This window comes from Streptomyces sp. NBC_01498, from assembly GCF_036327775.1.
In the GTDB taxonomy this organism is placed as follows: domain Bacteria; phylum Actinomycetota; class Actinomycetes; order Streptomycetales; family Streptomycetaceae; genus Streptomyces.
In genome coordinates this window covers 6,905,521-6,931,309 of record NZ_CP109598.1, presented here as the reverse complement: position 1 = coordinate 6,931,309, position 25,789 = coordinate 6,905,521, and the positions used below count along the sequence as shown (strand labels likewise).

19 protein-coding genes are annotated in these 25,789 nt (G+C 73.4%); 9 read left to right on the top strand and 10 right to left on the bottom strand.

What is annotated here, in order from left to right:
- Positions 1–26 precede the first annotated feature (26 nt).
- From gntD to OG875_RS29550, 4 genes are all read left to right on the top strand, one after another.
- Positions 27–1,031 (top strand): guanitoxin biosynthesis L-enduracididine beta-hydroxylase GntD, encoded by a 1,005-nt coding sequence (gntD, locus tag OG875_RS29565; RefSeq protein ID WP_330177293.1) that lies wholly within the window; start codon positions 27–29, stop codon positions 1,029–1,031.
- Between the two features lie 86 nt (positions 1,032–1,117).
- Positions 1,118–3,718, top strand: coding sequence for an amino acid adenylation domain-containing protein (locus OG875_RS29560; protein WP_330177292.1), 2,601 nt, complete (start codon positions 1,118–1,120; stop codon positions 3,716–3,718).
- A gap of 247 nt (positions 3,719–3,965) precedes the next feature.
- The gene (locus tag OG875_RS29555) at positions 3,966–5,957 is read left to right on the top strand and encodes a BTAD domain-containing putative transcriptional regulator (RefSeq protein WP_443079223.1); all 1,992 of its coding nucleotides are present in this window, start codon (positions 3,966–3,968) and stop codon (positions 5,955–5,957) included.
- Positions 5,938–8,409 carry a M28 family peptidase gene (locus OG875_RS29550; protein WP_330177291.1) on the top strand — a complete coding sequence of 824 codons (2,472 nt, stop codon included), beginning with the start codon at positions 5,938–5,940 and terminating at the stop codon, positions 8,407–8,409. Before OG875_RS29555 ends, OG875_RS29550 begins: the two co-directional genes overlap by 20 nt.
- A 73-nt stretch (positions 8,410–8,482) precedes the next feature.
- On the opposite strand, the gene OG875_RS29545 is transcribed toward OG875_RS29550, so the two are convergent.
- The 5 genes from OG875_RS29545 to OG875_RS29525 all read right to left on the bottom strand — a co-directional run bounded on the left by OG875_RS29545 (position 8,483) and on the right by OG875_RS29525 (position 13,531).
- Positions 8,483–8,989 (bottom strand): hypothetical protein, encoded by a 507-nt coding sequence (locus tag OG875_RS29545; RefSeq protein ID WP_330177290.1) that lies wholly within the window; start codon positions 8,987–8,989, stop codon positions 8,483–8,485.
- 73 nt (positions 8,990–9,062) lie between these two features.
- Positions 9,063–10,067, bottom strand: coding sequence for a 3-oxoacyl-ACP synthase III family protein (locus OG875_RS29540; RefSeq protein ID WP_330177289.1), 1,005 nt, complete (start codon positions 10,065–10,067; stop codon positions 9,063–9,065).
- Between the two features lie 19 nt (positions 10,068–10,086).
- A complete protein-coding gene (locus OG875_RS29535; RefSeq protein WP_330177288.1) occupies positions 10,087–12,255 on the bottom strand; it encodes a 2-oxo acid dehydrogenase subunit E2 in 2,169 nt (722 codons plus the stop codon).
- The gene (locus OG875_RS29530; protein ID WP_330177287.1) at positions 12,252–12,509 is read right to left on the bottom strand and encodes an acyl carrier protein; all 258 of its coding nucleotides are present in this window, start codon (positions 12,507–12,509) and stop codon (positions 12,252–12,254) included. The genes OG875_RS29535 and OG875_RS29530 overlap by 4 nt, the downstream gene beginning before the upstream one ends.
- Before the next feature lie 2 nt (positions 12,510–12,511).
- The gene (locus tag OG875_RS29525; RefSeq protein ID WP_330177286.1) at positions 12,512–13,531 is read right to left on the bottom strand and encodes a thiamine pyrophosphate-dependent dehydrogenase E1 component subunit alpha; all 1,020 of its coding nucleotides are present in this window, start codon (positions 13,529–13,531) and stop codon (positions 12,512–12,514) included.
- Between the two features lie 299 nt (positions 13,532–13,830).
- On the opposite strand from OG875_RS29525, the gene OG875_RS29520 reads away from it, so the two are divergent.
- Both OG875_RS29520 and OG875_RS29515 read left to right on the top strand, forming a co-directional pair.
- Entirely contained in the window at positions 13,831–15,309 is a 1,479-nt protein-coding gene (locus OG875_RS29520) for an FAD-dependent monooxygenase (protein WP_330177285.1), read from the top strand.
- Between the two features lie 12 nt (positions 15,310–15,321).
- A complete protein-coding gene (locus OG875_RS29515; RefSeq protein WP_330177284.1) occupies positions 15,322–16,587 on the top strand; it encodes a metallophosphoesterase in 1,266 nt (421 codons plus the stop codon).
- Between the two features lie 401 nt (positions 16,588–16,988).
- Here OG875_RS29515 and OG875_RS29510 read toward each other — a convergent pair whose 3' ends face one another.
- The gene (locus OG875_RS29510; protein WP_330177283.1) at positions 16,989–19,481 is read right to left on the bottom strand and encodes an excinuclease ABC subunit UvrA; all 2,493 of its coding nucleotides are present in this window, start codon (positions 19,479–19,481) and stop codon (positions 16,989–16,991) included.
- A gap of 118 nt (positions 19,482–19,599) precedes the next feature.
- Positions 19,600–20,010, bottom strand: coding sequence for an ACT domain-containing protein (locus OG875_RS29505; RefSeq protein ID WP_330177282.1), 411 nt, complete (start codon positions 20,008–20,010; stop codon positions 19,600–19,602).
- Positions 20,011–20,284: 274 nt separating this feature from the next.
- On the opposite strand from OG875_RS29505, the gene OG875_RS29500 reads away from it, so the two are divergent.
- From OG875_RS29500 to OG875_RS29490, 3 genes are read left to right on the top strand one after another with little or no spacing between them, the layout of a single operon-like run.
- Entirely contained in the window at positions 20,285–21,652 is a 1,368-nt protein-coding gene (locus OG875_RS29500) for a ferredoxin reductase family protein (protein ID WP_330177945.1), read from the top strand.
- A gap of 10 nt (positions 21,653–21,662) precedes the next feature.
- Positions 21,663–22,250, top strand: a complete 588-nt coding sequence (locus tag OG875_RS29495) for an FMN-binding protein (protein WP_330177281.1) — start codon at positions 21,663–21,665, stop codon at positions 22,248–22,250.
- Positions 22,251–22,292: 42 nt separating this feature from the next.
- Positions 22,293–23,024 carry an FAD:protein FMN transferase gene (locus tag OG875_RS29490; RefSeq protein ID WP_330177944.1) on the top strand — a complete coding sequence of 244 codons (732 nt, stop codon included), beginning with the start codon at positions 22,293–22,295 and terminating at the stop codon, positions 23,022–23,024.
- A gap of 142 nt (positions 23,025–23,166) precedes the next feature.
- Here OG875_RS29490 and OG875_RS29485 read toward each other — a convergent pair whose 3' ends face one another.
- From OG875_RS29485 to OG875_RS29475, 3 genes are all read right to left on the bottom strand, one after another.
- A complete protein-coding gene (locus OG875_RS29485) occupies positions 23,167–24,159 on the bottom strand; it encodes a DUF6083 domain-containing protein (protein WP_330177280.1) in 993 nt (330 codons plus the stop codon).
- Between the two features lie 122 nt (positions 24,160–24,281).
- Entirely contained in the window at positions 24,282–24,710 is a 429-nt protein-coding gene (locus OG875_RS29480) for a pyridoxamine 5'-phosphate oxidase family protein (RefSeq protein ID WP_330177279.1), read from the bottom strand.
- A gap of 46 nt (positions 24,711–24,756) precedes the next feature.
- Positions 24,757–25,740: an aldo/keto reductase gene (locus OG875_RS29475; RefSeq protein WP_330177278.1), complete on the bottom strand. Its 984-nt coding sequence runs from the start codon at positions 25,738–25,740 to the stop codon at positions 24,757–24,759.
- Between the last annotated feature and the right edge of the window lie 49 nt (positions 25,741–25,789).

The window sequence follows — 25,789 nt, the reverse complement described above, 5'->3', positions numbered from 1 at the left end:
ACGGATCGTGCGGGAGATGAGCGCCGATGATCCGTTACGTGGACCTCGACGCGGCCGAAGGGGCCGCACTGGACACGCTCACCCGCTCGGTTCTGCGGGAGCACGGGGCGAGCAGCGCCCCGGCCCTGCTGGACGACCTGTCCGTACAGGCACACCGGCTGCCGCCGCGTCTGATCCGGGAGCTGCGCGAGTTCCGGACCTCGGAGTCGGCGTCGTGCCTGGTCGTACGGGGCCTTCCGGTGGACGACAGCCGGCTCGGGCCGACGCCGCTGGACTGGCGGGAGCCACCGAGGGAACCGGAGTCGGGGGCGCACGAGGTGGCTCTCATGCTCACCACGGCGCACCTCGGGGACCTGTTCGGCTGGTCGACCCTTCAGAACGGGCGGCTGGTGCACGACGTACTGCCGGTCCCCGCGCACGAGAACGACCAGAGCGGTCACGGCACGGTGGAGCTGGCCTGGCACACCGAGGACGGTTTCCACCCGTTCCGCTGCGACTATCTGCTGCTGCTGGGACTGCGGAACCACGACGCGGTGCCGACGGTGGTGGCCGGAGTGGACGAGGTGGTCCTGACGGACGAGCAGCGGGAGGTGCTGAGCCAGGCGCGGTTCCTGATCCTTCCGGACACCGAGCATCTCAAGCACGCCCGGACGCTCACCGCGAACCGGGGCAGCATGCACGCGGTGCAGCGGATGCAGGACGAACCGGAGCCGTGCGCGGTGCTGTTCGGCCATCCGGACCGGCCGTATCTGCGGATCGACCCGGCGTTCATGTCGCCACTGCCGGGTGATCAGGAGGCCCAGGCGGCGCTGAACGCGCTGACCGGGGAACTCCAACGCAACCTGGTCGAGGTCGCGTTGGCCCCCGGTGACCTGCTGGTGATCGACAACTACCGGGCGGTGCACGGCAGGAGCGCGTTCAAGGCCCGGTTCGACGGGACCGACCGCTGGCTCAAGAAGGCGGTCGTCACCCGGGACCTGCGCAAGTCGCGGGCCCACCGGGAGACTCCGGCGGAGCGCGTGCTGCTCTGACGGGTCGCGGGAGCACGGAGGCGGCCGGGCACAACGCCCGGCCGCCTCACCACGACAGCACGTCAGCACGACAGGAGGAGCGACCCATGTCCGCATCCGTGCCGGTGACCGTGCCGGTGTCCGCGTCCGTTCCCGGGGCCGCTCCGGCGGCTGTTCCCCCGGTCCGTCCGGCGGCCGTTCCTCCGGGCGGGCTCGCCGGTCTCACCACCGGTACCTGGGTGGTCCACGGCCGGCCGGACCTGGGCGCGCTGCGGGCGCGGGTCGCGGGCCCGGTTCCGGAGATCCCGCTGACCGTGCACGACCTGGCGGCCGGCGGGACGGACCCTTCGGAGTGGGGCGAGCTGGTCCGGGAGGAGAGCGCCGCCGCCGAGGCGGAACCGGGCCCCGCCCGGGTGCTGCTCGCCCGGCTCGGCGACGAACGCTTCCTCCTGGTGGTGGTCACCGCCCACCCGCTGCCCCCGGCGGCGGTGATGCGGTGGCTGCTCACGGACGGCATCCCCTTCCCGGCGGTGTCCGGGAGCGGACCCTCGGGTTCGCTCCCGGACACCGCCGGATCGGCGGGCTCCGGCGCCGAGGGCGCGGCGCCGGAGCCGTCCGTCCTTCAGGGCGGTGGCCGGGCCTCCGGGAACGCGCGGACGGTGCGGATCCCGGCCGGGCCCTCACTCGCGCGGCTGCGGGCCGCCGGGGTGTCCGACGAGGCGGCGCTGGCCGCGGCCGTCGCGGTGCTCCTGGTCCGCTGCGGCGACTCGCCCGGGGCGGCGCTGGCCGTCGCGTACGACACCCCCGTGGCGGTCGTACCGGGGGTGACCGAGACCCTGTCCGGCGGCGCCGCCCTGCGGCGGGCCGGGGAGGCGGTCGCCTCCGGTGTGCCGCTTCCCCCGGGGTTCCGCGCGGCCCTCGCGCTGGCCCCCGGCGGCGAACCGGAGCCGGAACGGGTCGGCGCGTACACGGCGCTGCCGGTCCGGGTGCCGGACGCCGTCGCCCACCACGGGCTGCTGGTCCTGCGGGAGGGCGACCGGCTGCGCCTGGACCACGACACCGGTCTGCACGACGAGACGGTGGCCGACATCTTCGTACGACGCCTGCTCGCCGTCCTGGACGGGCTGCTCGACGACCGGCCGGTGTACGAGACCGACGGCGGCACCGCGCCGGAGCGGGCCGCGCTCGCCGGCTGGTCGCGCGGCGCGGAGCGGCCCTTTCCCGCCGGCTGCCTGCACACCCTGGTCGAGGAACACGCCGCGCGGACCCCGGACGCGCTCGCCGTACTGTGCGGCGACACCGAACTGACACACCGTCAACTGGACGAGGACGCCAACCGGGTGGCCCGGCAGCTGCACGCGGCCGGGGTCGGCCCCGGCCGGCTGGTGGCCCTGCTCACCGACCGCTCCGCCTGGTCGGTGACCGCGATGCTCGGCACGCTGAAGGCGGGCGCCGCCTACGTGCCGATCGAGCCGACGTACCCGCCCGAGCGGATCCGGCACATCCTGGCCGACTCGGGGGCGGTGGCGCTGCTCACCCGGCGGCGGCCGGAGTTCTCCGTCCCGGTGCCGGTGCTGGCGGCCGAGGACGCCGCCGGGCTGCCCGGCACCTCCCCCGGTGTCCCGGTCACCCCGGACGACCTCGCGTACGTCATCTACACCTCGGGCTCCACCGGGGCCCCGAAGGGCATCGGCGTGCACCACCGGGCGATCGTCGCCTCCACGGCGGCCCGCGCGGCGGCCGGCCCGCCGCCCGGCCGGGACCTGGTGCTGCCGCCGCTGTGCTTCGACGGGGCGGCGGGCGGCATGTTCTGGGCACTGACCAGTGGCGGCGCGGTGGTGCTGCCGACCGAGACCGAGGCGCACGACCCGATGGCGCTGCGGAAGCTGCTGGAGGGCGCGGCCGTCACCCACATCCACGCGGTGCCCTCGCACTACCGGATCGTGCTCCAGGTCGCGGACCGGGAGGTGCTCGGCCGGTTCTCGATGGTGGCGGTGGGCGGGGAGCCGCTGAGCCCGGACATCGTCGCCGAGCATCTGCGGCTCTGCCCGGACGCGCCGCTGTTCAACGACTACGGGCCCACCGAGTGCGCGGTGTGGGCCACCACGCACCGCTGCGGCCCGGCCGAGGCGGCGGGCGCGGCCATCCCGATCGGACGTCCGGTGCCCGGGTACCGGGCGTACGTGCTCGATGCCCGGCTCCGTCCCGTACCGCCCGGGGTGCCGGGCGAGATCCATCTGGGCGGTCCCGGGGTGGCCCGCGGCTATCACGGGCGGGCGGCGGCGACCGCGGAGCGGTTCCTGCCCGATCCGTTCGAGCCGGACGGGCGGCTGTACCGGACCGGGGACCGCGGGTGGTGGGGGGACGACGGGCGGCTGCGGATTCTCGGCAGGGTGGACCATCAGGTCAAGGTGCGCGGTTTCCGGATCGAACTCGGTGAGGTCGAGGCGGCGGTCCGCAGACACCCCGCGGTGACCGATTGCGCGGTGCTGCTGCGCCGTGAGGACGCGGGAGAACGGCTGATCGCGTTCGTGGTGCTGGGAGCCGGTGCGACGGCCTCGGAGGTGCACGAGAAAATAGCCGAGACTCTCCCCGGACAGATGATCCCCGATCACATCATCGTGCTGCCGGAACTGCCGAGAACACCGGGCGGAAAGGTCGACGCACTGGCTCTGCGCACAAGGGCGGGCTCCGTAGGGCGACCATAGCCGTCGGCTGATTGAAACATTCCGCTTGCAGTCGCCTCCCGCCGGAACCACTCCATTCAAGCCAGCCCGCATTGTGCACAGTGCAAGAAACTCGTGCACTGTGCACAATGCGAAGTGCAAGAAACTCCGCACAGGAAAAGATCAGCCGACCAAATCCGTTGTCGCCGCCCAACCTGGGTATGGACATGACACCCGATGCTCTCCTAGCATTCCCTGCTGGCCGTAAATTGCTTCGGGCACCGGGAGGATGATCTTGCCGCTCCACAATGGATATTCATCTCTCAATACAGGTCACTCCCAAGAAGAACTGGACGACAATGGCCGGGAAATCTTCTTTCGCATCCTCGGGCCATTACAGGTAATCATTCACGGCAAGCCAATTCGCCTGGGGAGGAATCGCCAGCTGACCGTGCTGGCGGCCCTTCTGCTCCATACCAACCGAATCGTCCCGGTGAATTCACTGATCGACGCCGTGTGGCGCTCCGCGCCGCCCGCAACCGCGGACAAGCAGATCCAGACCTGCGTCTGGCGCCTGCGGAACGCCTTCGCCGCGGCCGGCGCGCCGGTCGACCTCATCGAGACCGAGCAGGGCGGCTACCGGATCCGGCTCGACGACGAGGACCTCGACGCCCACGCGTTCGAGAAGGCGGTACGCCGGGCCCGGGACCTGGTGGCCGTCGGCGAACTGGAGCCGGCCACCGCCGAGTACCGCAGCGCCCTGGCCCTCTTCCGCGGGCAGCCGCTCGCCGACCTCTCGGGACCGCTCACCTACGCGGTGGCCGCCCACTGGGAGGAACGCCGCTTCTCAGTTCTGGAGGAGTGGCTCGACGTGGGCCTGACCCTCGGCCGGCACGCCGAACTCATCAGCGAACTCAAGCCGCTGGTCGCCGAGTACCCCATGCGTGAGCGGCTGTGCGCCCAGCTGATGACCGCCCTGCACCTGTCCCAGCGCCGGGCGGAGGCGCTCACCGTCTACCGCAACAACCGTCTCACCCAGATCAACAATCTCGGCCTGGAGCCGGGCGCCGGACTCCAGGAACTGCACCAGAAGATCCTCTCCGGCGAGCCGATCGCGCCACCGCCCGCCGTACCGCAACGGACCTGGCCGCCCGCCAAGGTGCCCGCCCAGTTACCACCCCAGATCAAGGACTTCACCGGCCGGCGCGAGCTGCTCCACCGCGTCACCTCGGACCTGCGCGGGGACAGCGGGCCCCGTGTGGTGGCGCTGGCGGGGTGCGGCGGCACCGGCAAGACCGCGCTCGCCCTCCACGCCGGGCACAGCCTGCAACAGCACTTCCCGGACGGCCGGCTCTACGCCGACCTGCGCGGGCAGACCGACCCGGCACCCCCGCAGGAGGTGCTGCACGGGTTCCTCGACGCGCTCGGGGTGCCCGAACAGCGCATCCCGGCGGGCCTCGCCGCACGGGCCGCGCTGTTCCGCAGCGTCACCGCCACCAAGCGGCTGCTCATCGTGCTCGACGACGTGGCCGAGTGCACACGGTACGAGGCCCTGCTGCCGAGCGGCGACAGCGCGGTCCTGTGCACGGGCCGGTCCAGTCTGCTGAAGATCCCCGGTCTGACCGAGTACCGCGTCGACGGGCTGCCCACCGACGAGGCACTGGATCTGCTCGCCTCCCTGGTGGGCGTGGAACGGGTCTTCGCCGAGGTGGACAGCGCCCGGCGGATCGCCCGGCTCTGCGGTCATCTGCCGCTGGCCATCCGGGCCGCCGGAGCCCGGCTGCGGGCCCGCCCCCGCTGCACGTTGCGCAGCTTCACCGACCGCCTGTCGACCCAGCAGAATCGTATCGCCGAACTCTCCATCGGCTGCCTGGACATGGGAGCGCGGCTCGCGTCCTCCCTCGACCAGCTGCCGCCTGCCGGGTACCGGCTGTGGCTCCGGCTCAGCCTGTGCGACCTGGAGTACGTCCCCGAGTGGATGGTCTCCGCCGTCTCCGACCGGCCCGGCGACGACACCCAGCGGCTGCTGGACGCCCTGGTCAACCTGCATCTGCTGGCGGTCGCCCCGGACGAGGTGTCGGGCGGCCCCACCTACACGTTCAACCCGCTGGTCCGCGACCACGCCCGGCAGCGCGCCGCCGCGGAACTCGGCCCGGTCGCCGGGCGGGACGTGATCGACCGCATCGCGCGCGCCCTGCGCGGGCGGGAGAGCACCGCCGGAGTGCACGGCGGATACCTGCCGAGCGAGGGGTCCACGGTCTATGGCACTCAGGCGGTATGACACCGGGGCGGGCCGCACCCCGCCCGGTGGTTCCGACCGGTCCGCGCCCGACCCCGAGGGCCCGGAGGATCCACGCCCCGACGGGCGGGCACGCGACAGCCCCGGGGAGCACGGCACCGACCGGCACGGCGCCGGTGACGAGCCGCCGGGAACGGGCCGTACGGCCGGGAGACGCCGGGTGTTCCCGGCGGCGGTCGCCGTCTTCGCCGCGCTGTGTCTGGCGCTGGTGGTCCAGGACGCCCGGATGCCCGCCGCCCGGGGCCCGGACGCTCCCGCCGACGCCTTCTCGGCCGCCCGCGCCGGCGCTCACGTACGGGAGATCGCCGACGCCCCCCGGCCCAGCGGCTCGCCCGCGCACACCCGGGCCCGTGAGTACATCGTCCGTACCCTCACCGCGCTGGGCATCGACGCCCAAGTGCACACCGGGGCCGCCGCAGCCCACCGCCCCGACCTCTCCCCCACCGCCGCCGACTCCCGGTACGCCGGGCTCCGGCTGGAGAACGTGGTCGCCCGCATCCCCGGCACCGCGAGCACCCGGCCCGTCGCGCTGGTCACCCACTACGACTCCACCGAGGCCGGGCCCGGCGCCAACGACGCCGGGGTCCCGGTGTCGGTGCTGCTGGAGACGGCCCGCGCGCTCCGTACCGGACCGCCCCCGCGCAACGACGTCCTGCTCGTGTTCACCGACGCCGAGGAGAGCGGTCTCCTCGGCGCGCAGGCCCTGGTGGACGCCCCGGGCGCGCTGCCGCCCGACGCGGTGGTCCTGAACTTCGAGGCCCGGGGCAGCCGCGGGCCGAGCCTGATGTTCGAGACCGGGCCGGACGCCGCGTGGCTGGTGGACACCCTCGCCGGAAAGGTGCCGGGCGCGCGGGCCGACTCGCTGCTCGACGCCGCGTACGGCTACATGCCCAACCTGACCGACTTCACGGTGTTCCAGGAGGCCGGGCACCAGGGGCTGAACCTGGCCTACCTGGACGGCTACACCCACTACCACGGGGCCACCGACACCCCGGACCAGGTGGATCCGGCCACCGTCCAGCACCAGGGCGACCAGGCCCTCGGGCTGGCCCGCGCGCTCGGCTCCGCCGACCTGGCGCACACCCCGGCCGGGAACTCCGCGTACTTCCGGGCCGGTGGACTGTTCGTCTCCTATCCGCTGGGCGCGGCCCTGCCCGCCGCGCTGGTCGTGGCCGGGCTCGGCCTGGCGCTGCTGCTGCGGCTGCGCGCCCGGGGCGCGCTCACCGTGGGCGACGTCTGCCGGGGGTTCCTCGTCGCCCTCGGCCAGCTGCTGCTCGCCGCCGGGGCGGCGTTCTTCCTGGCCCCGCTGACGGCGTCCGGGCACGCCGAGTTCCCCCACTACTACGACATCGGCGGGCACGGGACGGCGCTCGCCGGGTTCCTGGTGTTCGCCCTGGCCGTCGGCAGCGCGCTGGCTCTGCTCGCCCGGCGGTGGGCCCGTCCCGGGGCGCAGGTGGCGGGCGCGGCGCTGCTGTGGATCCTGCTGTCCCTCGTGACGGCGGTGCTGCTGCCCGGCGGCAGCCACGTCTTCGTCTGGCCGACGCTGGGGCTGCTCGCGGCGGTCGCCGTGCTCACCTCCCGGGCCGGGACGACCGTACGCGGCCAGGTGCTGGCCGCCGCGCTGGGCACGGTGCCGTGCGCCCTGCTGGTGTTCCCGCTGCTGCCGCTGCTCACGAACGCCCTGGGCCTCGGTCTGGTGGCCGCGCCGGTGGCCGTGGCGTCACTGCTCACGGCCCTGCTGCCGGGGGTGCTGCCGCGCCTGCCGCGTCTGCTGCCGGTGACCGCCGCCGTGGTGGCGACGGCGGTGCTGGCGGGCACCGCCCTGCTGCCTCCGGAGCGCGAACAGCCGGTCCGGTCCGACCTGCTGTACCTGTGGGACGCGGACCGGCGTACGGCCCACTGGATCGGCAGGGCACCGTCGGACGACTGGAGCGACCGGTTCCTGCCTGCGGACGCCGAGCGCGGTTCGGTGGCCGACCTCTGGCCCGGCTGGCGGGTGCCGGTACGGCGCGGCCCGGCCGACGCGTTCCCGCTGCCCGGTCCCCGGGTCACCAGCACGGTGGTCGGGGACTCGGCGGACGGGGGGCGGCGGGTGCGGCTGACGGCGGTCTCCGGGCGCGGCGCCGACGAGCTGGTGATCGTCGTCAGCGGGGCGGCCGTCCGGGGCTGGTCCCTGTCCGGGGTGCCGGGCAGGTTCGCCGACGACCCGGACGGGGACGCGGCGTGGGAACTGTGGGTCCGTCAGGTGCCCGCGCGGGGAGCGGAGCTGGAACTGGAACTGGCGGCGGGACCGGCGACGGTCCGGGTCATCGACCGCACCCCGGGGCTGCCGGGCCCGGCGGCCGACGGGCCGGGCGACACCCGGGCGCCCGCTCTCGGGGTCGCGTCCGTCGGGGAGGCGACCCTGGCCGCCACCACCCGCACCCTGGGGTGAGCGGCGAAACCCCTGGTGCCGGGGCCCGCCACCGTACGGTGGCGGGCCCCGGCACCAGGGGTACGGGGAAGGGTCAGCCGGCGGCTGCGGTCGGGGCGGGAAGCGAGGCCGCGAGCTTCCCCGCCGCCTTCTTCAGGGAGGTGCACACCTGCGGGGTCATCGCCGTGGTCCGGCCGAGCCGCAGTTCCACGCTGTCCTTCTCCCCGGTGTCCAGGAAGATCTTGCAGACACCGTTCAGGGAACCCATCAGCATCACGGCGTCGTACTCGCCGAACTTCATCGTGCTCCGCTTGCCGTCCCCGGTGGCCACCGCCTCGTAGGGACGGTCCCGCAGGGTGAGGGTGAGGGTGCCGAACTCGTGGGTGTGGGCGGTGCAGCCGTCGCCGGCCATCTGGCTCACCGAGGGTTCACCGAGACCGAGGTCGACGGAGACCGGTTTGAACATCCGGCAGGCGGGGGTGTCTGCGGAGCCGGCGGACTGGGCGTCCGGGTCGGGCGTGGACGCGCAGGACACCAGGCCCAGGCCCGCGCAGACCAGCGCGGCGGCCATCAGGGCGCGCCGGGCGGGGTGACGACTCATAGCGTTTTACTCCGATCTGTTCGGTGGTGGGAGGAGACTCCCCGGACGGCCGAGCGGGCGGCCGGCGACACGGTCAGCACTGGAGGACCGCGCACGCCCAGTGCATGCCCCGGCCGTTGGCCGCGAGGGCCACGAGGTCCCCGGGCGCCAGCTCCCCGTCCTCCTCCAGCCGGGCGAGGGCGAACAGGTGGTCGGCGGCACCGAAGTGCCCGTTCCGGGCGGCCAGTCGGGCGTTGGTCCGCTCCAGCGGCACCCCGATCAGTTCGGCCTGCGCCGCCAGTACCCGGGCGTTGTCGTTGAGCAGGAGCAGCCGGGCCAGGCTCTCCTCGTCGCAGTCGGCCTGGCGGCAGGCCCGGTGGACGGCGCGCGCGGTGCGCTCGTCGATCTCCTCGGCGTAGGCGGCCAGCCGTTCGGCGTCGTGGTCGAAGCGCTCGACCACGTCCCAGGCGTCGCGTACGGCGGGTGTTCCGGTGCCGGGTACGAAGGGCTGCCGGGCGCCGCCGACGTCCATCCGGAAGAAGTCGGCGTACCGGCCGTCGGTCTCCGCGTAGGAGGACCGCCAGCGCAGCGTGGGCGCGTCGCGTACGGCGACGGCGGCGGCGGCCCCGTCCGAGAAGAGCAGCGAGTGGGTGTCCAGCCTGTTCCAGTACGCCTCCACGGTCCGGTTGGCGCCGATGACCAGCGCCGTCCGGTAGCCGGGGTGGGTGGCGAACCGGCCCGCGACGGTGTCGAACGCGGTGACTCCGCCCACGCAGCCCTGGTCGACGAGCACCGCCTCGGCGTGGCTGAGTCCGAGGGCCCACTGGACCTGGGCCGCCGCGTCCCAGTAGAGGTGGTCGGCGAGGTCGGTGAGGGCGAGGACGAGCAGGTCGACCTCGCGCGGGTTCACCGACGCGAGGGCCCGCCGGCCCGCGTCGACGGCGAGGTCGGTGACGCTCACGTCGGGCGGGGCCCGGTGGATGTACTCGTAGCCGTATCCGAGGACGCGCTCGACGTCCTCGGTGTACTCGGCCACGACGTCCTTGACGGCGGCCTCTTCGCCCAGGGCCACACCGAAGGCGGTCAACCCGTACTCCACTGGCGCTCACTCCTCAGGGTCAGTCGATGAGTTTGTCGAGCTGTTCCGGGTCGTGGAGGGCGTCCGCGACGACGCGCAGGAACGCGACCGCCTCCCGGCCGTTGACGACCCGGTGGTCGTAGGCGAGACCGAGGGTGACCGCGGTGGCGGGGGTGGGTGTCCCCTCGGTGAGGACGAGGCGGGTGAGCGGGCCGCCGACCGAGACCATGCACAGCTGCGGCCACATGACGATCGGCTGGACGACCAGGACGCCGGGCTCCGTGTTCAGGGACACGCTCAGGGAGCCGCCGGACAGCTCGCCCGCGGTGAACTCACCGCGGAACGCCTTCATCCGGAACTCCATGAGGTCGTCGGAGAGGTCGGTGAGGGAACGGGCGGCGCAGTCGCGGAGCACGGGGATGTAGAGGCCGTTCCCGGCGTCCACGGTGACTCCGATGTCCACGGTGTCGGCGAGTCGTACGGTCCGCTCGTCCAGGAGGGTGCCGAACAGGTGCGGGAACGCGGGGTGGGCGGCGGCCACGGCCTTCACCACCGCCTCCGGGAGGCCGACCTCGGCGCCGGTGTCGTCGGACAGCGTCCGCAGCCGGGCCAGTACCGCGTCCACCTCGACCTCGACGGCGGCGAAGGCGGCGGGCACCTCCTGGTGGGCGCGGGTGACGACGGCGGCGGTGCCCTGCTGGGCCCGGTCGAGCACATGGGTGCGGGCGTCGGGTCCGGGCGGGGCGGCGGCGGGCGGTTCGGGCACGGCCGCGGCCGTGGCGCCCGGGGAGGTGGCGGCCGGAGGGGCGGACGGGGTCGTGGGCGGTTCGGCGAACAGTTCGGCGAGGAGCTTCCCGACGCCGATCTCGGTGCCTTCGGCGGCGTGCACGCGCAGGTGCCCGGCGGCCGGGGCGGCGATCTCCTCGACCGCCTTGGAGGTCTCCACCTCGACCAGCGGGTCGCCCTCGGCGACCTCCGCGCCGTCCTCGGCGAGCCACTGGAGCACCAGGTAGTCGGTGTCGTTGTTGTTGAGCTTGGGCATGCTGACCGGCACCCCGGCCACGGGCTCGACGCCTTCCGGCGCGACGGTGTCCGGGGCTGCGGCGGCCGGCGCGGACGCGTGCGAGCCGGGGTCCACCAGGGGCCCGGCGGCGGCGACGGGCCCCGCGGGCGCGGCCGGCGCGCGGGCCGGCAGCGTGCGGGCGGCGGCGGCCTCGATCTCCTGGGCGATCCGCCCGGCCCCCAGCAGTACCTCCGCCTCCAGGTGCGGGGCGGTCGGCACCACCGAGTCCGCCGACGACAACAGCAGCACGGGCGCGCGCAGTTCCGCCCAGATCCGCGCGTGCACCCGGGCGGCGATCTCGGCGCCCCAGGTGCCGCCCGCGGTGCTCTCCTCCGCGACCGCGACGAGCCGGGCGCCCGCCAGCAGCGGCAGCACGGGTTCCAGGTCGGGCGGGTAGAGCCGGGCCGGTACCAGTACGTGTGCGGTCAGTCCCCGGTCGCGCAGCAGCCGGGCGGCTTCGAGCGCCCGGTGCGCGGTCCCGCCGGGGCAGATCAGCACCACGTCGGCGGGGGCCGCGTCCACGGGGGTGACGTGCGCCCAGCCGGTCGGGCCGCCGAGCAGCTCGTACCGGTGGTGCTCGTCCACCGTCCCGTCCCGGTACATCCGCCGGGTGTAGAGGACCTTGTCCTCGAAGAGGATCGCGGGCCCGTGGTCGAGGCCCTCGGCGAGCTGCGCGTACGGGTCGTGGAACGGGCTCGTCTCGTACAGCGCCAGGTTGGGAATGCCCACGAAGTGCTTCTGGAGGCTCTGGCTGTGGGTGGGGCCGTACCCCCGGTTGCCGCCGACCGGGCAGCGCACCACGACCGGCATCGGCACCCGGTCCCCGTACATGGTCACCGACTTGGAGATCAGGTTGAGCACCTGGTCGAAGGCGAGCGCGGCGAAGTCGCCGAACATCACCTCGACGATCGCCTGGTCACCGGCGAGGGCCAGACCGCCGGCCACGCCGGTGATGCCCGCCTCGCTGATCGGGGTGCCGAGCACCCGGTCGGGGTGGCGGGTGGACAGGCCGCGGGTCACCTTGAAGGCGCCGCCGTACGGGTCGAGTACGTCCTCCCCGAGCAGGTGCAGCGAGGGCCGTTCGTCGAACAGCCGGACCAGGGCGCCGTTGAGGGTCTCCACCACCCGGGGTGCGGGCCCGCTCACGGTGTCTCCCGCTTCTCCGCCAGCACCCCGCGCAGGGCGCCGACGCTCCGGCAGCCGCGTACCTCACGGGCGGTGAGCCGTATGCCGTAGGTCTTCTCGACCCGGGCGACGATCTGGACGTGCCGCAGGCTGGTCCAGGCCGCCGAGGTGGCGGGCCCGGTGTCGTCGGTCACCTCGGCGGCGGCGACCTGGAGCACGTCGGCCACCAGGTCCGTCAGTCCGGTCGGTTCCGTGCTCTCGCTCGGTTCGGCCATGGCTACTCCATCCTCGTGTCCGGGAGACCGGACCCCGTCCACGCGGCGGGCGGCCGTGCCTCCACCTCCCGGGCCAGCTCTTCCATGTCGGCGCGGATCCGCGCGTCGAGCTCCCGGAACGGCTCGCCCAGCCGTTCGGTCAGCTCCCGGTGCCAGTCGTCGTCCCAGAGGCGGTCCACCTCCTCCCGGGGGCGGGTGTCGTCGCCCTTGCTGTGCGGCCCGAGCCGGTGGGTGGTGAACTGCACGACGGCCGGGCGGTGTTCCTCGCGGACCCGGCGGACCACGGGGGCCAGCCGCTCCCGGATCTCCGGCACCTGATGGCCGGTTATCTCCAGGAAGTCGATGCCGAAGGCGGCGGCCCGGTCCGCGATCGAACCGGCCATCTGGAGGTGCGACGGGGTGGACTGGGCGACCCCGTTGTGCTCGACGACCACCAGGACCGGCGACCGCCACAGCGCGGCCATGTTGAGCGCCTCGTACACCGCTCCCTCGCCCCAGGTGCCGTCACCGACGAACGCGGCGGCGATCCGGCCGGACCCGACGCGCTTGCAGCGCAGACCGATGCCGACGGCCAGCGGCAGGCTCTGGCCCTGGACGCCGGTGGAGAGGTAGCCCTCGCGGCGGATGTGCTGGCTGCCGCCGACGCCCGAACACACCGCGCCGGCCCGGCCCATGATCTCCGCGAGCAGTCCGGCGGGGTCCCGGAACAGGGCCAGGTAGTGGCCGTGGCCCCGGTGGTTGCTGAGGACGTGGTCGCCCGCCAGCAGCGGGGCCAGCGCCACCGGCACGTACTCCTGTCCCAGACAGGTGTGGGTGGTGCCGTTGAGCCTGCCCTCGGCGAACATCCGCAGCAGCAGGTTCTCGAAGTGGCGGATGCTCAGCAGGGATTCCAGGTCGTCCGGGTCCGGGACGGCCGGTGACGTCGTGGCGGACGGGGGTTCCGGGGAGGCGGGCGGCTCCGGCGGGGCAGGCGGCTCCGGGGCGGCCGGTGCGCGAAGCGGTTCCGGCGGATGCGCGGTCATGGCGGGACGCCCCCCTGCGGGCTGGACAGCATGGACACCACCTGATCGTCCGCCACGCTAGGTCCCCCTGATCTCAACCTGGTTCTCGAACCGGTCTCATCCGGAGGCTCCCGCTCTCCACCGCCTCTCACCTCGTTCTCAGCCCTGTTGCGCCCCGCCGAGGACCGCCCCTTAACTGGCTGGCGTCACGGCGGGGTGCGGCTCCGCGGCCCTCGTCCGGCCGCCCTGGCCGCCCCGCGCCTCGCGCGCCCCGCACCCTCCCCGTGCGGCGGGACCAGCCGATCCGAAGGAGTCAGCAGATGCCGCCGTCCCCACAGGTGCTCATCGTCGGCGCCGGGCCCGCCGGACTCGCGCTCGCGGCGGAACTGGCCGGTTTCGGCATCTCCTGCCAGGTCGTGGACAAGCGCGACGGGCGCAGCCGGCTGTCCCGGGCCTGTACGGTCGAGCCCCGCACCATGGAACTGCTCGACATGCGGGGCCGGGTGGACGATCTGCTGGCCTGGGGCCTGGAGTGCCCGCACCCGCCGCTCGGCAACGAGGACGGCTTCCTCGACTACGGACTGCTCGACACCGGCTTCCCGTTCAGCCTGTCCATCCCGCAGGCGAAGACCGAGGACGCGTTGCAGATCGCCGCCGAGAAGGCGGGCGCGGTGCTGGTGTACGGCACGCAGATGACCGGGCTGTCGCAGGACGACGAGGGCGTCGTGGTCGAACTGACCGGCCCGGAGGGCCCGACCACGGTCCGGGCCCGGTACGTCGTCGGCTGTGACGGCGTGAACAGCACCGTGCGCGAGGCCCTCGGGGTGAAGTTCGACGGCTGGAACTACGACCAGTCACTGATGATGGGCGACGCCCGGCTGAGCAGTCCGCCGGGACCCGCCGAGTACGCCCGGATCAACCGGCGCGGCATGGCGGCCCTGTTCCCGTTCCGGGACGGCACGTACCGGGTCATCGTCCTGGACCGGCGGAAGTTCACCGTACCCGCGGACGAGCCGCTGACCCTGGAGGACCTCAGCGAGAGCTGCGCCGACATCCTGGGGCTGGACATCGGCATCCACGACCCGCTGTGGCTGTCGCGGTTCCGCAGCTCGCAGCGGCACGCCAAGCGGTACCGGGTCGGCCGGGTGCTGCTCGCCGGGGACGCCGCGCACACCCACATCCCGTCCGGCGGGCAGGGCCTCCAGACCGGTATCCAGGACGCGTTCAACCTGGGCTGGAAACTGCGGGCGGTGCTCGACGGGTGGGCGCCGGAGGATCTGCTGGACAGTTACGAGGCCGAGCGGTACCCGATCGCGGCGGAGACCCTCCGCAAGACCGACCTGTCGTTCCGGTTCGAGACCTCCGACAGTCTGCCCGCCCGGCTGATGCGGAAGGCCGCGATGTGGTCGATGCGTATCAAGCCGGTCCACCGGCTGAACGTGCGGCACCTGTCGGGGCTGACCCTGCGCTACCCGGCGGGCGGGGGCGACCGGTGGGTCGGCCGGCGGGTGCCCGACCGGCCACTGGTGGCGGCTCCCGGCGGCCCGGAGCGGCTGTACGAACTCTTCAGGGGCGGCGGTTTCGTCCTGACGGGCACCAAGGGCTGCCCGCCCGCCGCCGAGGGCTGGGAGGCCCGGCTGCGTACCGGGGTGCTCGCCGAACCCCTCGGCGACCCGTGGCCCGCGCATGTGCTGATCCGGCCCGACGGATACGTGGCGTGGGCGGGCGCCGAGCCCGGCCGGGGGCTGACCAGGGCCCTGCGGCGCTGGTGCGGCGACCCGCAGCCGATCGCCGGCTGATCCGGGGGTCCGGTGTCCTCCGCGCTGTTCGTCGCGCTCGTCCTGCCGCTGCTGGCCGCCGTCCACTACTACGTGTGGCGGCGCACGGTCCGCGACACCACGACTCCCGGCTCCTGGTGGCGCCGGGGCGGTACCGCGCTGATCGTCGTGCTGGGCCTGCTGCTGGTGGCCGCGCCGCCCGGCGAGCGGGGGCTTCCCGTGCCGCTCAACGCGGTGGTCGGCTGGCCGGGTTTCGTGTGGATGGCCGGGATCCTCTATCTGACCCTGGCGCTGCTGGCCGGCGAGGTGCTCCGGCTGTTCCTGCTGCGGGCGGAACGGCGCAGGGCCGCGAACGCCGGGCCCGGACGTCCCGGTGACTCCGCGGCCGGTGCGGAGCCCGCGACCCGTACGGACTCCGTGTCCGGCACGGACTCCCCGGAGCCCGCCCCCGCTCCCGCGGCCGTTCTCCCGCTCTCCCGGCGGCTGTTCGTCGGCCGGACCGTCGCCCTGGTGTCGGGGGCCGCCGCCACCGCGACCGTGGGGTACGGCGCGTACACCGCGCTCGGCCCTCCCCGGATCAAGCACCTCACCGTGCCGCTCGCCCGGCTCGACCCGGCGGCCCACGGCTTCCGGATCGCCCTGATCAGCGACATCCATCTGAACGTACTGGTGGGGCGGTCCCGCACCCGGCAGCTGGTGGACCTCCTCAACGACACCGGGGCGGACCTGGTGGCCCTCGTCGGCGATCTGGTGGAGGACGCCGACGTGGCCGACCAGGGACGGGCCGCCGAACCCCTCGCGGATCTCCGGGCCCCGCACGGCGCGTTCTACGTCACCGGCAACCACGAGTTCTACTCGGGCGCCGACCAGTGGGTCCGGTTCGTGCGGGGACTCGGGCTGCGCACCCTGCGCAACGAGCGGGTCGCCCTGCCCGGCTTCGACCTGGCCGGGGTCGACGACGCGAGCGGCGCCGACGTCGGCGAGGGCCCGGACTACGAGGCCGCGCTCGGCGGACGCGACCGGGACCGGGCCGTCGTCCTGCTCGCCCACCAGCCCGTACAGGTCGAGGAGGCCGCCCGGTACGGGGTGGACCTCCAGCTCTCCGGCCACACCCACGGCGGCCAGCTGTGGCCCTTCACGCACCTCTCGCGCCTGGCCAACCCGTCCGTGGCCGGACTGAGCCGGCACGGGGACACGCTGCTCTACGTGACCCGGGGCACCGGCTTCTGGGGCCCGCCGGTCCGGCTGGGCGCCGACCCGGACATCACGGTCGTGGAACTGGCGTCACCCCGCGCCTGACCGCGCACCGTCGCGGCCGGACGCGGGGCTTCACCCGCCAACTGCCCCCGATCGCGGTCGACTTCGGACGATGAGGTCAACACCCCCAGGGTCGTGGACGACTTCGACCCCGTCGGTCAACCGACTGCGCCAACGACCTCCGTTCATGGGTGACTTCGACCGGCGAGATCAACAGCTGCTGGCCAAGGACGACTTCGCGTACTCAACGCCCTCCGGTCGACCCGACTCGACCCGCGCTCTCAACAGCCGCTGGCCGAGAGCGACTTCGGCCCAGGCGCTCAACACCCCCCGGTCGACCCGACTCGACCCGCGCGCTCAACAGCCGCTGGCCGAGAGCGACTTCGGGCCTCGTCGGGCCGACCGGCGGCGGTGGCCTCCGGGGATCCACCGCGACACCGGACTCAGCTCTCGCCGGGCTCCCCCAGCAGCGGCAGGCCCGCCGCGTACCGGCGGAAGAAGCCCGCCGTCGGGGTGTCCGCGTCCGCGACGTCCTCGGGGGTGCCCGCCGCGACGACCGCCCCGCCGTCCGGGCCCGCGCCCGGCCCCAGGTCGATCACCCAGTCCGCGGAGGCGGCGACCGGGATGTCGTGCTCGGCGACGACCACCGTGTTGCCCGAGTCCAGCAGCAGGTCGAAGGCGTCCACCATGCGCTGGATGTCCGAAGGGTGCAGCCCGGAGACCGGCTCGTCGAGAACGACCAGTCCGGCCTTGCGCCCGGCCGCGCCCCGCTGGATCGCCGAGGCCAGTTTCAGCCGCTGCGCCTCGCCGCCGGAGAGTTCCGTCGCGTTCTGGCCGAGTTGCAGATAGCCGAGGCCGACCCGGTCCAGCGCCTCCAGCGCCTCCGCCAACTGCCGTGGTTTCGTGAGGCGTTCCACGGCCTCGGCGACGGTCAGCTCCAGCACCCCGTCGATGGCCAGCCCCTGGTAGGTGATCTCCAGGGCCTCCGGTGTGTAGCGGCGGCCCTCGCAGGCGTCGCAGACCACCCACACGTCCGGCAGGAAGTGCATGTTGACCAGCTTGCGGCCGTACCCGGTACACGTCTCGCAGCGTCCGCCGTTCGCCGTGTTGAATGAGAACCAGGAGGCGTTGACGCCGCGCTTGCGCGCCTCGTCGGTCTCCGCGAACAGCTTGCGGACGATGTCGAAGGCCTTGCTGTACGTGGCGGGGTTGGACCGGGGGGTCCGGCCGATCGGCTCCTGGTCGACCACGGCGACCCAGCTGAAGCGGTCGCCTCCGGTGACCCGGCGCACGGTGTCGGCCGCCGTGCCGTTCAGGACCGCCTCCATCCCGGCGCCGAGCGCGCCGAGCAGGCTGCTCTTGCCGCTGCCGCTGACCCCGGTCAGACAGGTCAGCCGGCCCATGGGGAAGCGGACCAGGTCCGCGGTCACGTTGTGCGCGGACAGCCCGTGCAGCTCGACCCAGGCGGTACGGTCCCCAACCGGCCGCCGGGAGCGGCGCAGGCGCGGCCCCTTCCCCGCGAGGTAGTGCCCGGTCAGCGATGTCGGGTGCGCGGCGACGTCGTCGGGGGTGCCGGAGACGAGGACCTCGCCGCCGAGCCGCCCGGCGCCCGGCCCCATGTCGATCACCCAGTCGGCGCGGGCGATGAGTTCCGGGTCGTGCTCGACCAGCAGCACGGTGTTCCCGGCCGCGCGCAGTTCCAGCGCGATGTCCAGCAGATGCGCCTTGTCCGCCGGGTGCAGGCCGGTGCCCGGTTCGTCGAGGACGAAGATGATGTCGCTGAGTTCGGTGCTGAGCTGCGCGGCGAGCCGGGTGCGCTGGAGTTCGCCGCCGGACAGGGTGGCCGCGCCCCGGGAGAGCTGGAGGTGGGCCAGGCCGAGGCGGTCCAGCACCCGGAGTCTGCGGGCCAGGTCCTGGAGCAGGGGCTCGCCCACCGCGCGCTGTCCGGTGCCGAGTCCGGCGGTGACGCGCTCCCCCCAGGCGCGCACCTCGCGGACGTCGACCTCCAGCAGCTCGGGGTAGGCGAGCCCGCCGAGCCGTACCGACCGGGCGATGGCGTCGTAGCCGGTGCCGCCGCAGGTGGTGCAGGGCATCTTGCGCATGTACGGCAGGTAGCGCTCCTTGGCGCTGGGCGTCGCGGCCTTGGCGAAGACCCGTTCCACCTCGGCGAGCGCGCCGCGCAGCGGCTCGCTGGAGGTGTACGTCCAGGAGGAGGTCTCGTTCTTGTTCGGCATGTCGACGGTGGCCTCGATCTTCTCGTCACCCGTGCCGTACAGCACGTTGTGCCGGAAGCCCTCGGGCAGCGACTGCCAGGGCCGGGCGAGGTCCACACCGCGTTTCTCGGCGAGGGCGGGGATGAACGCGTGCTCTCCGGACCGCCACTTCGCGTACCAGGGGGAGGCTCCTTCGAAGAGGGGCAACTCCGGTTGGGTGATGATGAGTTCTTCGCGTGCCTGCCAGCGGCCACCGACGCCGTGACAGTCGGCGCAGCTTCCCTCGGGGGTGTGCCGGTCGAAGTGGGCCGTGGAGAGGTGTCCGTCGCCGGGAACGGTGTCGGGGCCGATGCCGGGCAGCCGGGAGTACAGCAGTCCGAGGTGGCCGTCGATGCCGGTGATGGTGGCGACGGTGGACCGGGGGTTGCGGTTGAGCCGGCGCTGATCGACGGCGAGGGTCGCGCCGAGACCGAGGATGCGGTCCACCTTGGGGCGGTTGCGCTGGGTGATGTACTGCCGGACGAACGGTGACAGCCCCTCCAGATAGCGGAGTTGAGCCTCGCTGTGCAGGGTGTCGATCGCTAACGAGGTCTTGCCGCTGCCGCTGACCCCGGTGAAGGCGACCACCTGTCCCTTGGGGATGCTCACGGTGACATCACGGAGGTTGTTGGTGCGCGCGCCCACCACCTCGATGGTCTCGACGTTGTGCGCGGATGCTGTCATTCGTTCAGTCCTCTCCCGACGGCGGGAAGGGAACGTACGTGCCCGGAGTACCCGGAAACGGCCCGGCCTCTCGTCCCGAACACCCCGAAAACCCTTCCCGGACAAACCACTTATGTTACTACGAGCGACCGGCCGCTGATCTACGGGAGAGCCCGTCGAGCAGGTCCATGGCACGGTCCGCCGCCTCGTACGGCACGAAGAGATGGTCGTGGTGGAACCCGGCCACCACGTTGCAGCTGACCCCGCCCCTGGCGAGTTCGTGGGCGACGGCGGCCGTCAGGCCGACCGCCTCCAGCGCGGAGTGCACCCGCAGGACCAGCCAGCCGGCCACGTAGTCGTATCCCAGTCCCGCCGCTTCGGCGTCCTCCTGGCTCAACACCAGGGTGAGGCCCTCGCGTTCGGCCACCATGACGACCGGGGAGACCCCGGGGGGAACGCCGCCGGCCACCGTGGTGAACACGTAGCGCCCCGGATTCAGCTCCGGCCGCATGTCGATCAGAAGTCTTCGCAGGTCAGTCTCACCAGGCACGGGACACACCCTATGCAGCCGCCGGGCCGGAACACGCATTCGCTCCCCCGGTCGGCCCCGCCGGAAGACTCGCGGCGGCCGGGGCTCCGGCCCCCTTCGTGGGCGACCGGCCCCGGACACCGTACGGACATATGTCCCGCATCACCGCGAAAATCGGCCGTCCGACGGCCGCGCCCCGAACTCGTCCCATCTGCCCGCCCCGGTGATTGAACTGGGCCCCTCTCCCATCCGTATGGGCGGACACCGAGGAGAATCGAGGAGCAGTCCCTTGGCGATGATGCACAACGGCCGAGCCGCCAGACGGCAGACCATGCGCGCGATCCGCCCGCAACGGCAGGGCGCACGACCGCTGTTGGCGATGTGGTGGGCGGGCGCGACCGGCGTCATGGCCCTGTGGTGGCAGAACACCCCGGTCGTCCACGTCGACCTGGCCGAGTGGCTGATCGGATCGGGCCGCCTCACCGGGCTGCTCGCCGGTTACACGATCGCGGTCGTGATCCTGCTGATGGCCCGGGTCCCGGCGCTGGAACGGCGGGTGGGCTCCGACCGGGTGGCGCGCTGGCACGCGATGAGCGGCCGTTTCGCCGTCAGTCTGGTGCTCGCCCATCTCCTGCTGACCATCGGCGGCTACGCGGTCCAGGCGAACACCGGTCTGGTGGAGCAGACGCTGATCATCGTCCTCGACTTCCCCCGGATGGTCGAGGCGACCGTCGGCACGGCACTCCTGCTGCTGATCGGCTTCGTCTCGGCGCGGGCGGTGCGCCGCAGGATGCGTTACGAGATCTGGTACTACCTCCATCTGCTGACCTACGTCGCGGTCTATCTGTCCTTCTGGCACCAGCTGGCCGCGGGCGCCGAGTTCGTCGCGAACCCGACGGCACGCTCCCTCTGGTACGCCCTGTACGGCGTGGCCGGTCTGCTGCTGCTCTGGTACCGGGTGCTGGCGCCGGTCCGGCTGAACCGGCGCCATCGGATGCGGGTCGAGCGGACGGTGCAGGAGTCACCGGGCGTGGTCTCCGTCCTGATCACCGGGCGCCGGCTGCACCGGCTCGGCGCGCAGCCCGGCCAGTTCTTCCGCTGGCGGTTCCTCACGGACGGGCTGCGCTGGAGCTCCAACCCGTACTCGCTGTCGGCGGCGCCGCGCCCCGATCTGCTGCGGATCACCGTCAAGGCGAACGGTGAGCACAGCGAGGCCGTGGCGCGGCTCGCGCCCGGCACCCGGGTCTGGGCGGAGGGGCCGTACGGGGCGATGACGGCGGCCCGCCGCAGCCAGGAGAAGGTGCTGATGATCGCGGGCGGTGCCGGAATCACCCCGATGCGGGCCCTGTTCGAGACGCTGCCCGGTGAACCGGGCGATCTGACCCTGCTCTACCGGGCCAGCAAGACCGAGGACCTGGCGCTGTGGGGTGAGCTGCGGCAGATCGCGGAGGCGCGCGGCGCGCGGCTGCTGTACGCGGTCAACGGGCCGGACGGGGTCCGGCCGGAGATCACTCCCCGTCGGCTGCGCGAACTGCTGCCGGACATCGACGACCACGACGTCTATGTGTGCGGGCCGACCGGGCTGGCCCGTCAGTCGTACGAGGCACTGCGCGAGGCGGGCGTGCCCGCCCGCCGTATTCACCACGAATCCTTCGAGATGTGAGAGGCAGCCGATGAAGAGGAACCGTCCGCTCCGGCGGATCATGATCGGTGCCGCCGCGACCGCGGCGGGGGTCGTCCTGCTGCTCGCACTGAAGCAGCCCGGCGGGTCGTCGGTGGCGGGGGTGGCCGCGCCGCCCCCCGGCGGGGTGGTGGTCTCGGCGCCTCCGGCCGGGGATACGGGCGCCGCCCCGGACACGGGCGAGGTGCCGCCGCCGGACGCCCCGGCGGGCGAGGCACCCCCGGCCGGGGACCCGGTCGACGAGGCTCCGGCGGACGAGGCACCTCCCGCGAACGAGCCCCCGGCGGCCGAGGCCCCGCCGGCGCCGCGCACGGTGCTCGGTGACGCGGTGGACACCCAGTACGGCCCCGTGCAGGTGCAGCTCACCCTCAGCGGCGGGCGGATCGTCAAGGCGGAGGCACGTCAGGCGCCCGGCTCCGACGCGCAGAGCAAGTCGGTCACCGCGAACGCCGTACCGAAGCTCAACCAGGCGGCGGTCAGCGCGCAGGGCGCGGGGATCGACGCGGTCTCCGGTGCCAGTTACACCAGCAAGGGCTATCAGGACTCGCTCCAGAGCGCCCTCGACAAGGCGGGGGTCTGAGTGGCGGACCGCACCGAACGGCTGCGCCACGTCGAGGAGTCGATGGGCACGGTCTTCTCGTTCGACGTCCGTGACATCGGCGACGGGGCCCGGGTCGGGGCCGCCCTCGGGGCGGCGGTGGCCTCGCTGCACCGCGCGGACGAGTTGTTCTCGACGTACCGCCCCGGCAGCCAGCTCATGCGGCTGGGGCGGGGCGAGCTGGACCGTGCCGACTGCGCGCCGGAGGTGGCCGAGGTCCTGGAGCTGTGCGCGGCGGCGGAACGGGAGAGCGAGGGCTGGTTCACCACCCGCTACGCGGGCGGGCTGGACCCGACGGGGCTGGTGAAGGGCTGGGCGGTGGAACGCGCGGCCCGTACGATCGCCGCCGCCGGTGCCGGCCGGGTCTGTCTCAACGGCGGCGGCGACGTCCAACTGCTGGGCGGGCCCTGGCGGGTGGGGATCGCCGACCCGCTGAGTCCGGGCGCGCTGGCCCTGGTGGTCGAGGCCCGGGACGATCTGGGGGTGGCCACGTCGGGCCCGGCCGAGCGCGGGTGCCATGTCATCGACCCCCGCACCGGGGAGGCCCCGGTCGGCGGCCTCGCGTCGATCACGGTGGTCTGCCCGGCGGGGCTCACCGTCGCCGATACCCGGGCGACGGCCGCGTACGCGATGGGCGAGCGGGCCCGGGACTGGCTGGAGGCCCTGCCGGACACCGAGGGCTTCGCCGTCACCGCCGACGGCGCCACCTGGACGACCGGCGGATTCCACCGGCACACGGCCGAGGTGCACGCCTGAACACGACGTGGGCGGGGGCGGGTTCAGGGCGGAAGCCGAGGCGTCGGCGCGCCGGGATCTCCTCGCGAGGGCCGGGGTTCGCGTACGTGGGGTTCGCGTACGTCGGGATTCGTGCGACAGCCGGGGTTCGCGTACCGCGAGGTCAGTCGGTCCGTGGTCCCGGTGCCCCGGGTCCCACCCATCGCCGGTGCACGCGTGCGCGGCGGCGCAGCTCCGGTTCGCACTGCCAGCAGAGCCAGCCCTCGGGCACCGACTCGACCGTGCAGTTCGAGCAGTGGGCGCACTTGTGGCGTTCGCGGGGGCCCTCGTGGACGACGATGCCCTCGTCGGTCTTCGCCACGTCGTAGCCGGTCGGCCGTTCGGTGAGGATGAAGGCGTCGTGGCGTACGGGGTGGAACGGCACGAACTCGTTCCGGACGGCGTCGGGCCGCGAGGACATGAAGTGGTCCTCGCAGCGTTGCGCCCACCACCGTCGGACGACATGGAAGTCGACCAGGTGCCAGGCCCAGACCTGGCCGCCGGTGACGTCGAGGACGAGCTGTCCCTGCCGGCCCTTCGCCTGCCGGACGTCGATGTCGACCCGGGCCCACTCTCCCTCGCCCGCGTTGTACACCCCGCTCTCGCAGCGCACGCCGGTGCGGTGTTCCTCCGCGACACAGCGCAGGTCCTCGATGGCGCACGGGCCGAGGCGCAGATCGCCGTAGTACGCCACGATGTGACGGAACCGTCCGACCCGTTCGGGCTCGGGGTGCGCGACGCTCTCCTCGCCGACGGGTTCCTCGTACGGGGTGAACTCCCCGTCCTGGACGGCCTGGTGCATCCGGCGGGCCAGGACCCGGACGACGTCGGCGAGTTCGCCGGGCAGGTCCGGGTGCTCCACCGCCGGGCAGACGGCCGGGTGCGGGATACGGCAGAAGGCCGTGTCGCTCCCGGGGTACGCCACGCCGCGGTTGATGTGCCAGTGCAGGTGCTTCGGCACGGCGCGCGCGGGGAACTCCGGGGTCAGCGGGATGCGTGTCCCGTCGTACCGGTCGAAGAACTCGATCGGGGTTCCGCAGAACTTGCAGCGGGACCGGGCGTCGCGCCGGAGCATCTTGGTCTGGTTCGCCCGGTGCAACCGCAGGTTTCGGGTCATGGATTCCTCAGGACGTACGCGCCGTCACGCCGTCGCGCGCGACGGTACGGCTGATGACAGTCGGCGGGCCCGCGCCCCGGGCGGCTTCGCCCGGGGCGTCGGCCCACCTCACGGTGCCCGGTTCAGAGTCCGCCGAGGTCCGTCGACAGCCACCGCTGGGGCCGCATCCGGATGACGACCTGCTCACCGTAGCCGGAGCTCGCCATGGTGACGTACGCGTCGACCTTGTCGGCGGGCAGATAGCGGCCGGCCATCTCCACGAGGTGGTCCCGGGTGCCGGGGATCCGCTCCGTCACCGGGCCCTCGGCGGAGACGTACCGGACCGTCGGGCTGACCCGCTCGGCCAGCAGCGAGAACCGGCCCGCCGCCGTGATCAGCCTGGCTTTGCGCGAGTCGGCCCCGGTCAGGATCCAGAGGTCCCCGCCGGGCACGTACTGGTACCGGATGGGGACGACGAGCGGCGCCCGGTCCGGCTCGCCGGAGTCGACGGCGAGGGATCCGATGTGCGGCTCGGCGAGGAACCGCTCGCGTTCGTCGGTACTGAGCGCCACGGGAAGTCCCCTTCGTACGAAGTGAGGGAATTCATCCCGTTCATCCTCACCAGCGGTGGTGGACCTCCGCACGGATACGGCGGTCGTACAGCTCCCGGACGGCGTCCAGGGTGGCGTCCGGCAGGGGGGCGAGCGCGGCAGCGGAGGCGTTGGCCCGCACCTGTTCGACGGAACGGGCGCCGGGGATCACGGTGCTGACCCCGGGCTGCTGGATGATCCAGCGCAGCGCGGTCGCGGCGGGCGTGGCGCCCTCGGGGGCCAGCCCGGAGAACTCGGCGGCGGCGGCGAGGCCCGTGCCGTAGTCGATGCCGGAGAAGGTCTCGCCCTGGTCGAACGCCTCGCCGTGCCGGTTGTAGTTCCGGTGGTCGTCGGCGGCGAAGACGGTGTCCTCGGTGTACTTGCCGGTCAGCAGGCCGGAGGCGAGCGGGACACGGGCGATGATGCCGACGCCCGCCTCACGGGCGGCGGGCAGCACCTCTTCGAGGGGCTTGAGCCGGAAGGGGTTGAGGATGATCTGCACGGAGGCGACGCCCGGCCTGGCGATGGCGGCCAGTGCCTCGGCGCAGGTCTCGACGCTCACCGCGTAGGCGGCCGTCCGCTTCTCGGCGACCAGGGTGTCGAGCGCGTCGAAGACGGCGTCGGAGGAGTAGACGTCCGACGGCGGGCAGTGGAGCTGGACCAGGTCGAGGGTGTCCACGCCGAGGTTGGCGCGTGAACGGTCGTTCCAGGCCCGGAAGTTGTCCAGCCGGTAGTTCTCGGGGCGCTGCTCGGCGCGGCGGCCCATCTTCGTCGCGACGAACACGTCGGCGTCGGGGCGGTTCTTCAGGAACCGGCCGATGAGCTGTTCGCTGCGGCCGTCGCCGTACACGTCCGCCGTGTCGAAGAAGGTCACCCCCGATTCGAGTGCCGTGTCGAGAACGGCGAAGGCGTCGGCCTCGGCGACGTCCCCCCAGTCGGCCCCCAACTGCCACGTGCCCAGTCCGACGACGGATGCCTCACGGCCGGTCCTGCCCAGTACGCGCTTCTCCATACGGGTGATGCTACGTGGACCGGCGGGGGCCGGGTGGGCGGGTCGGACA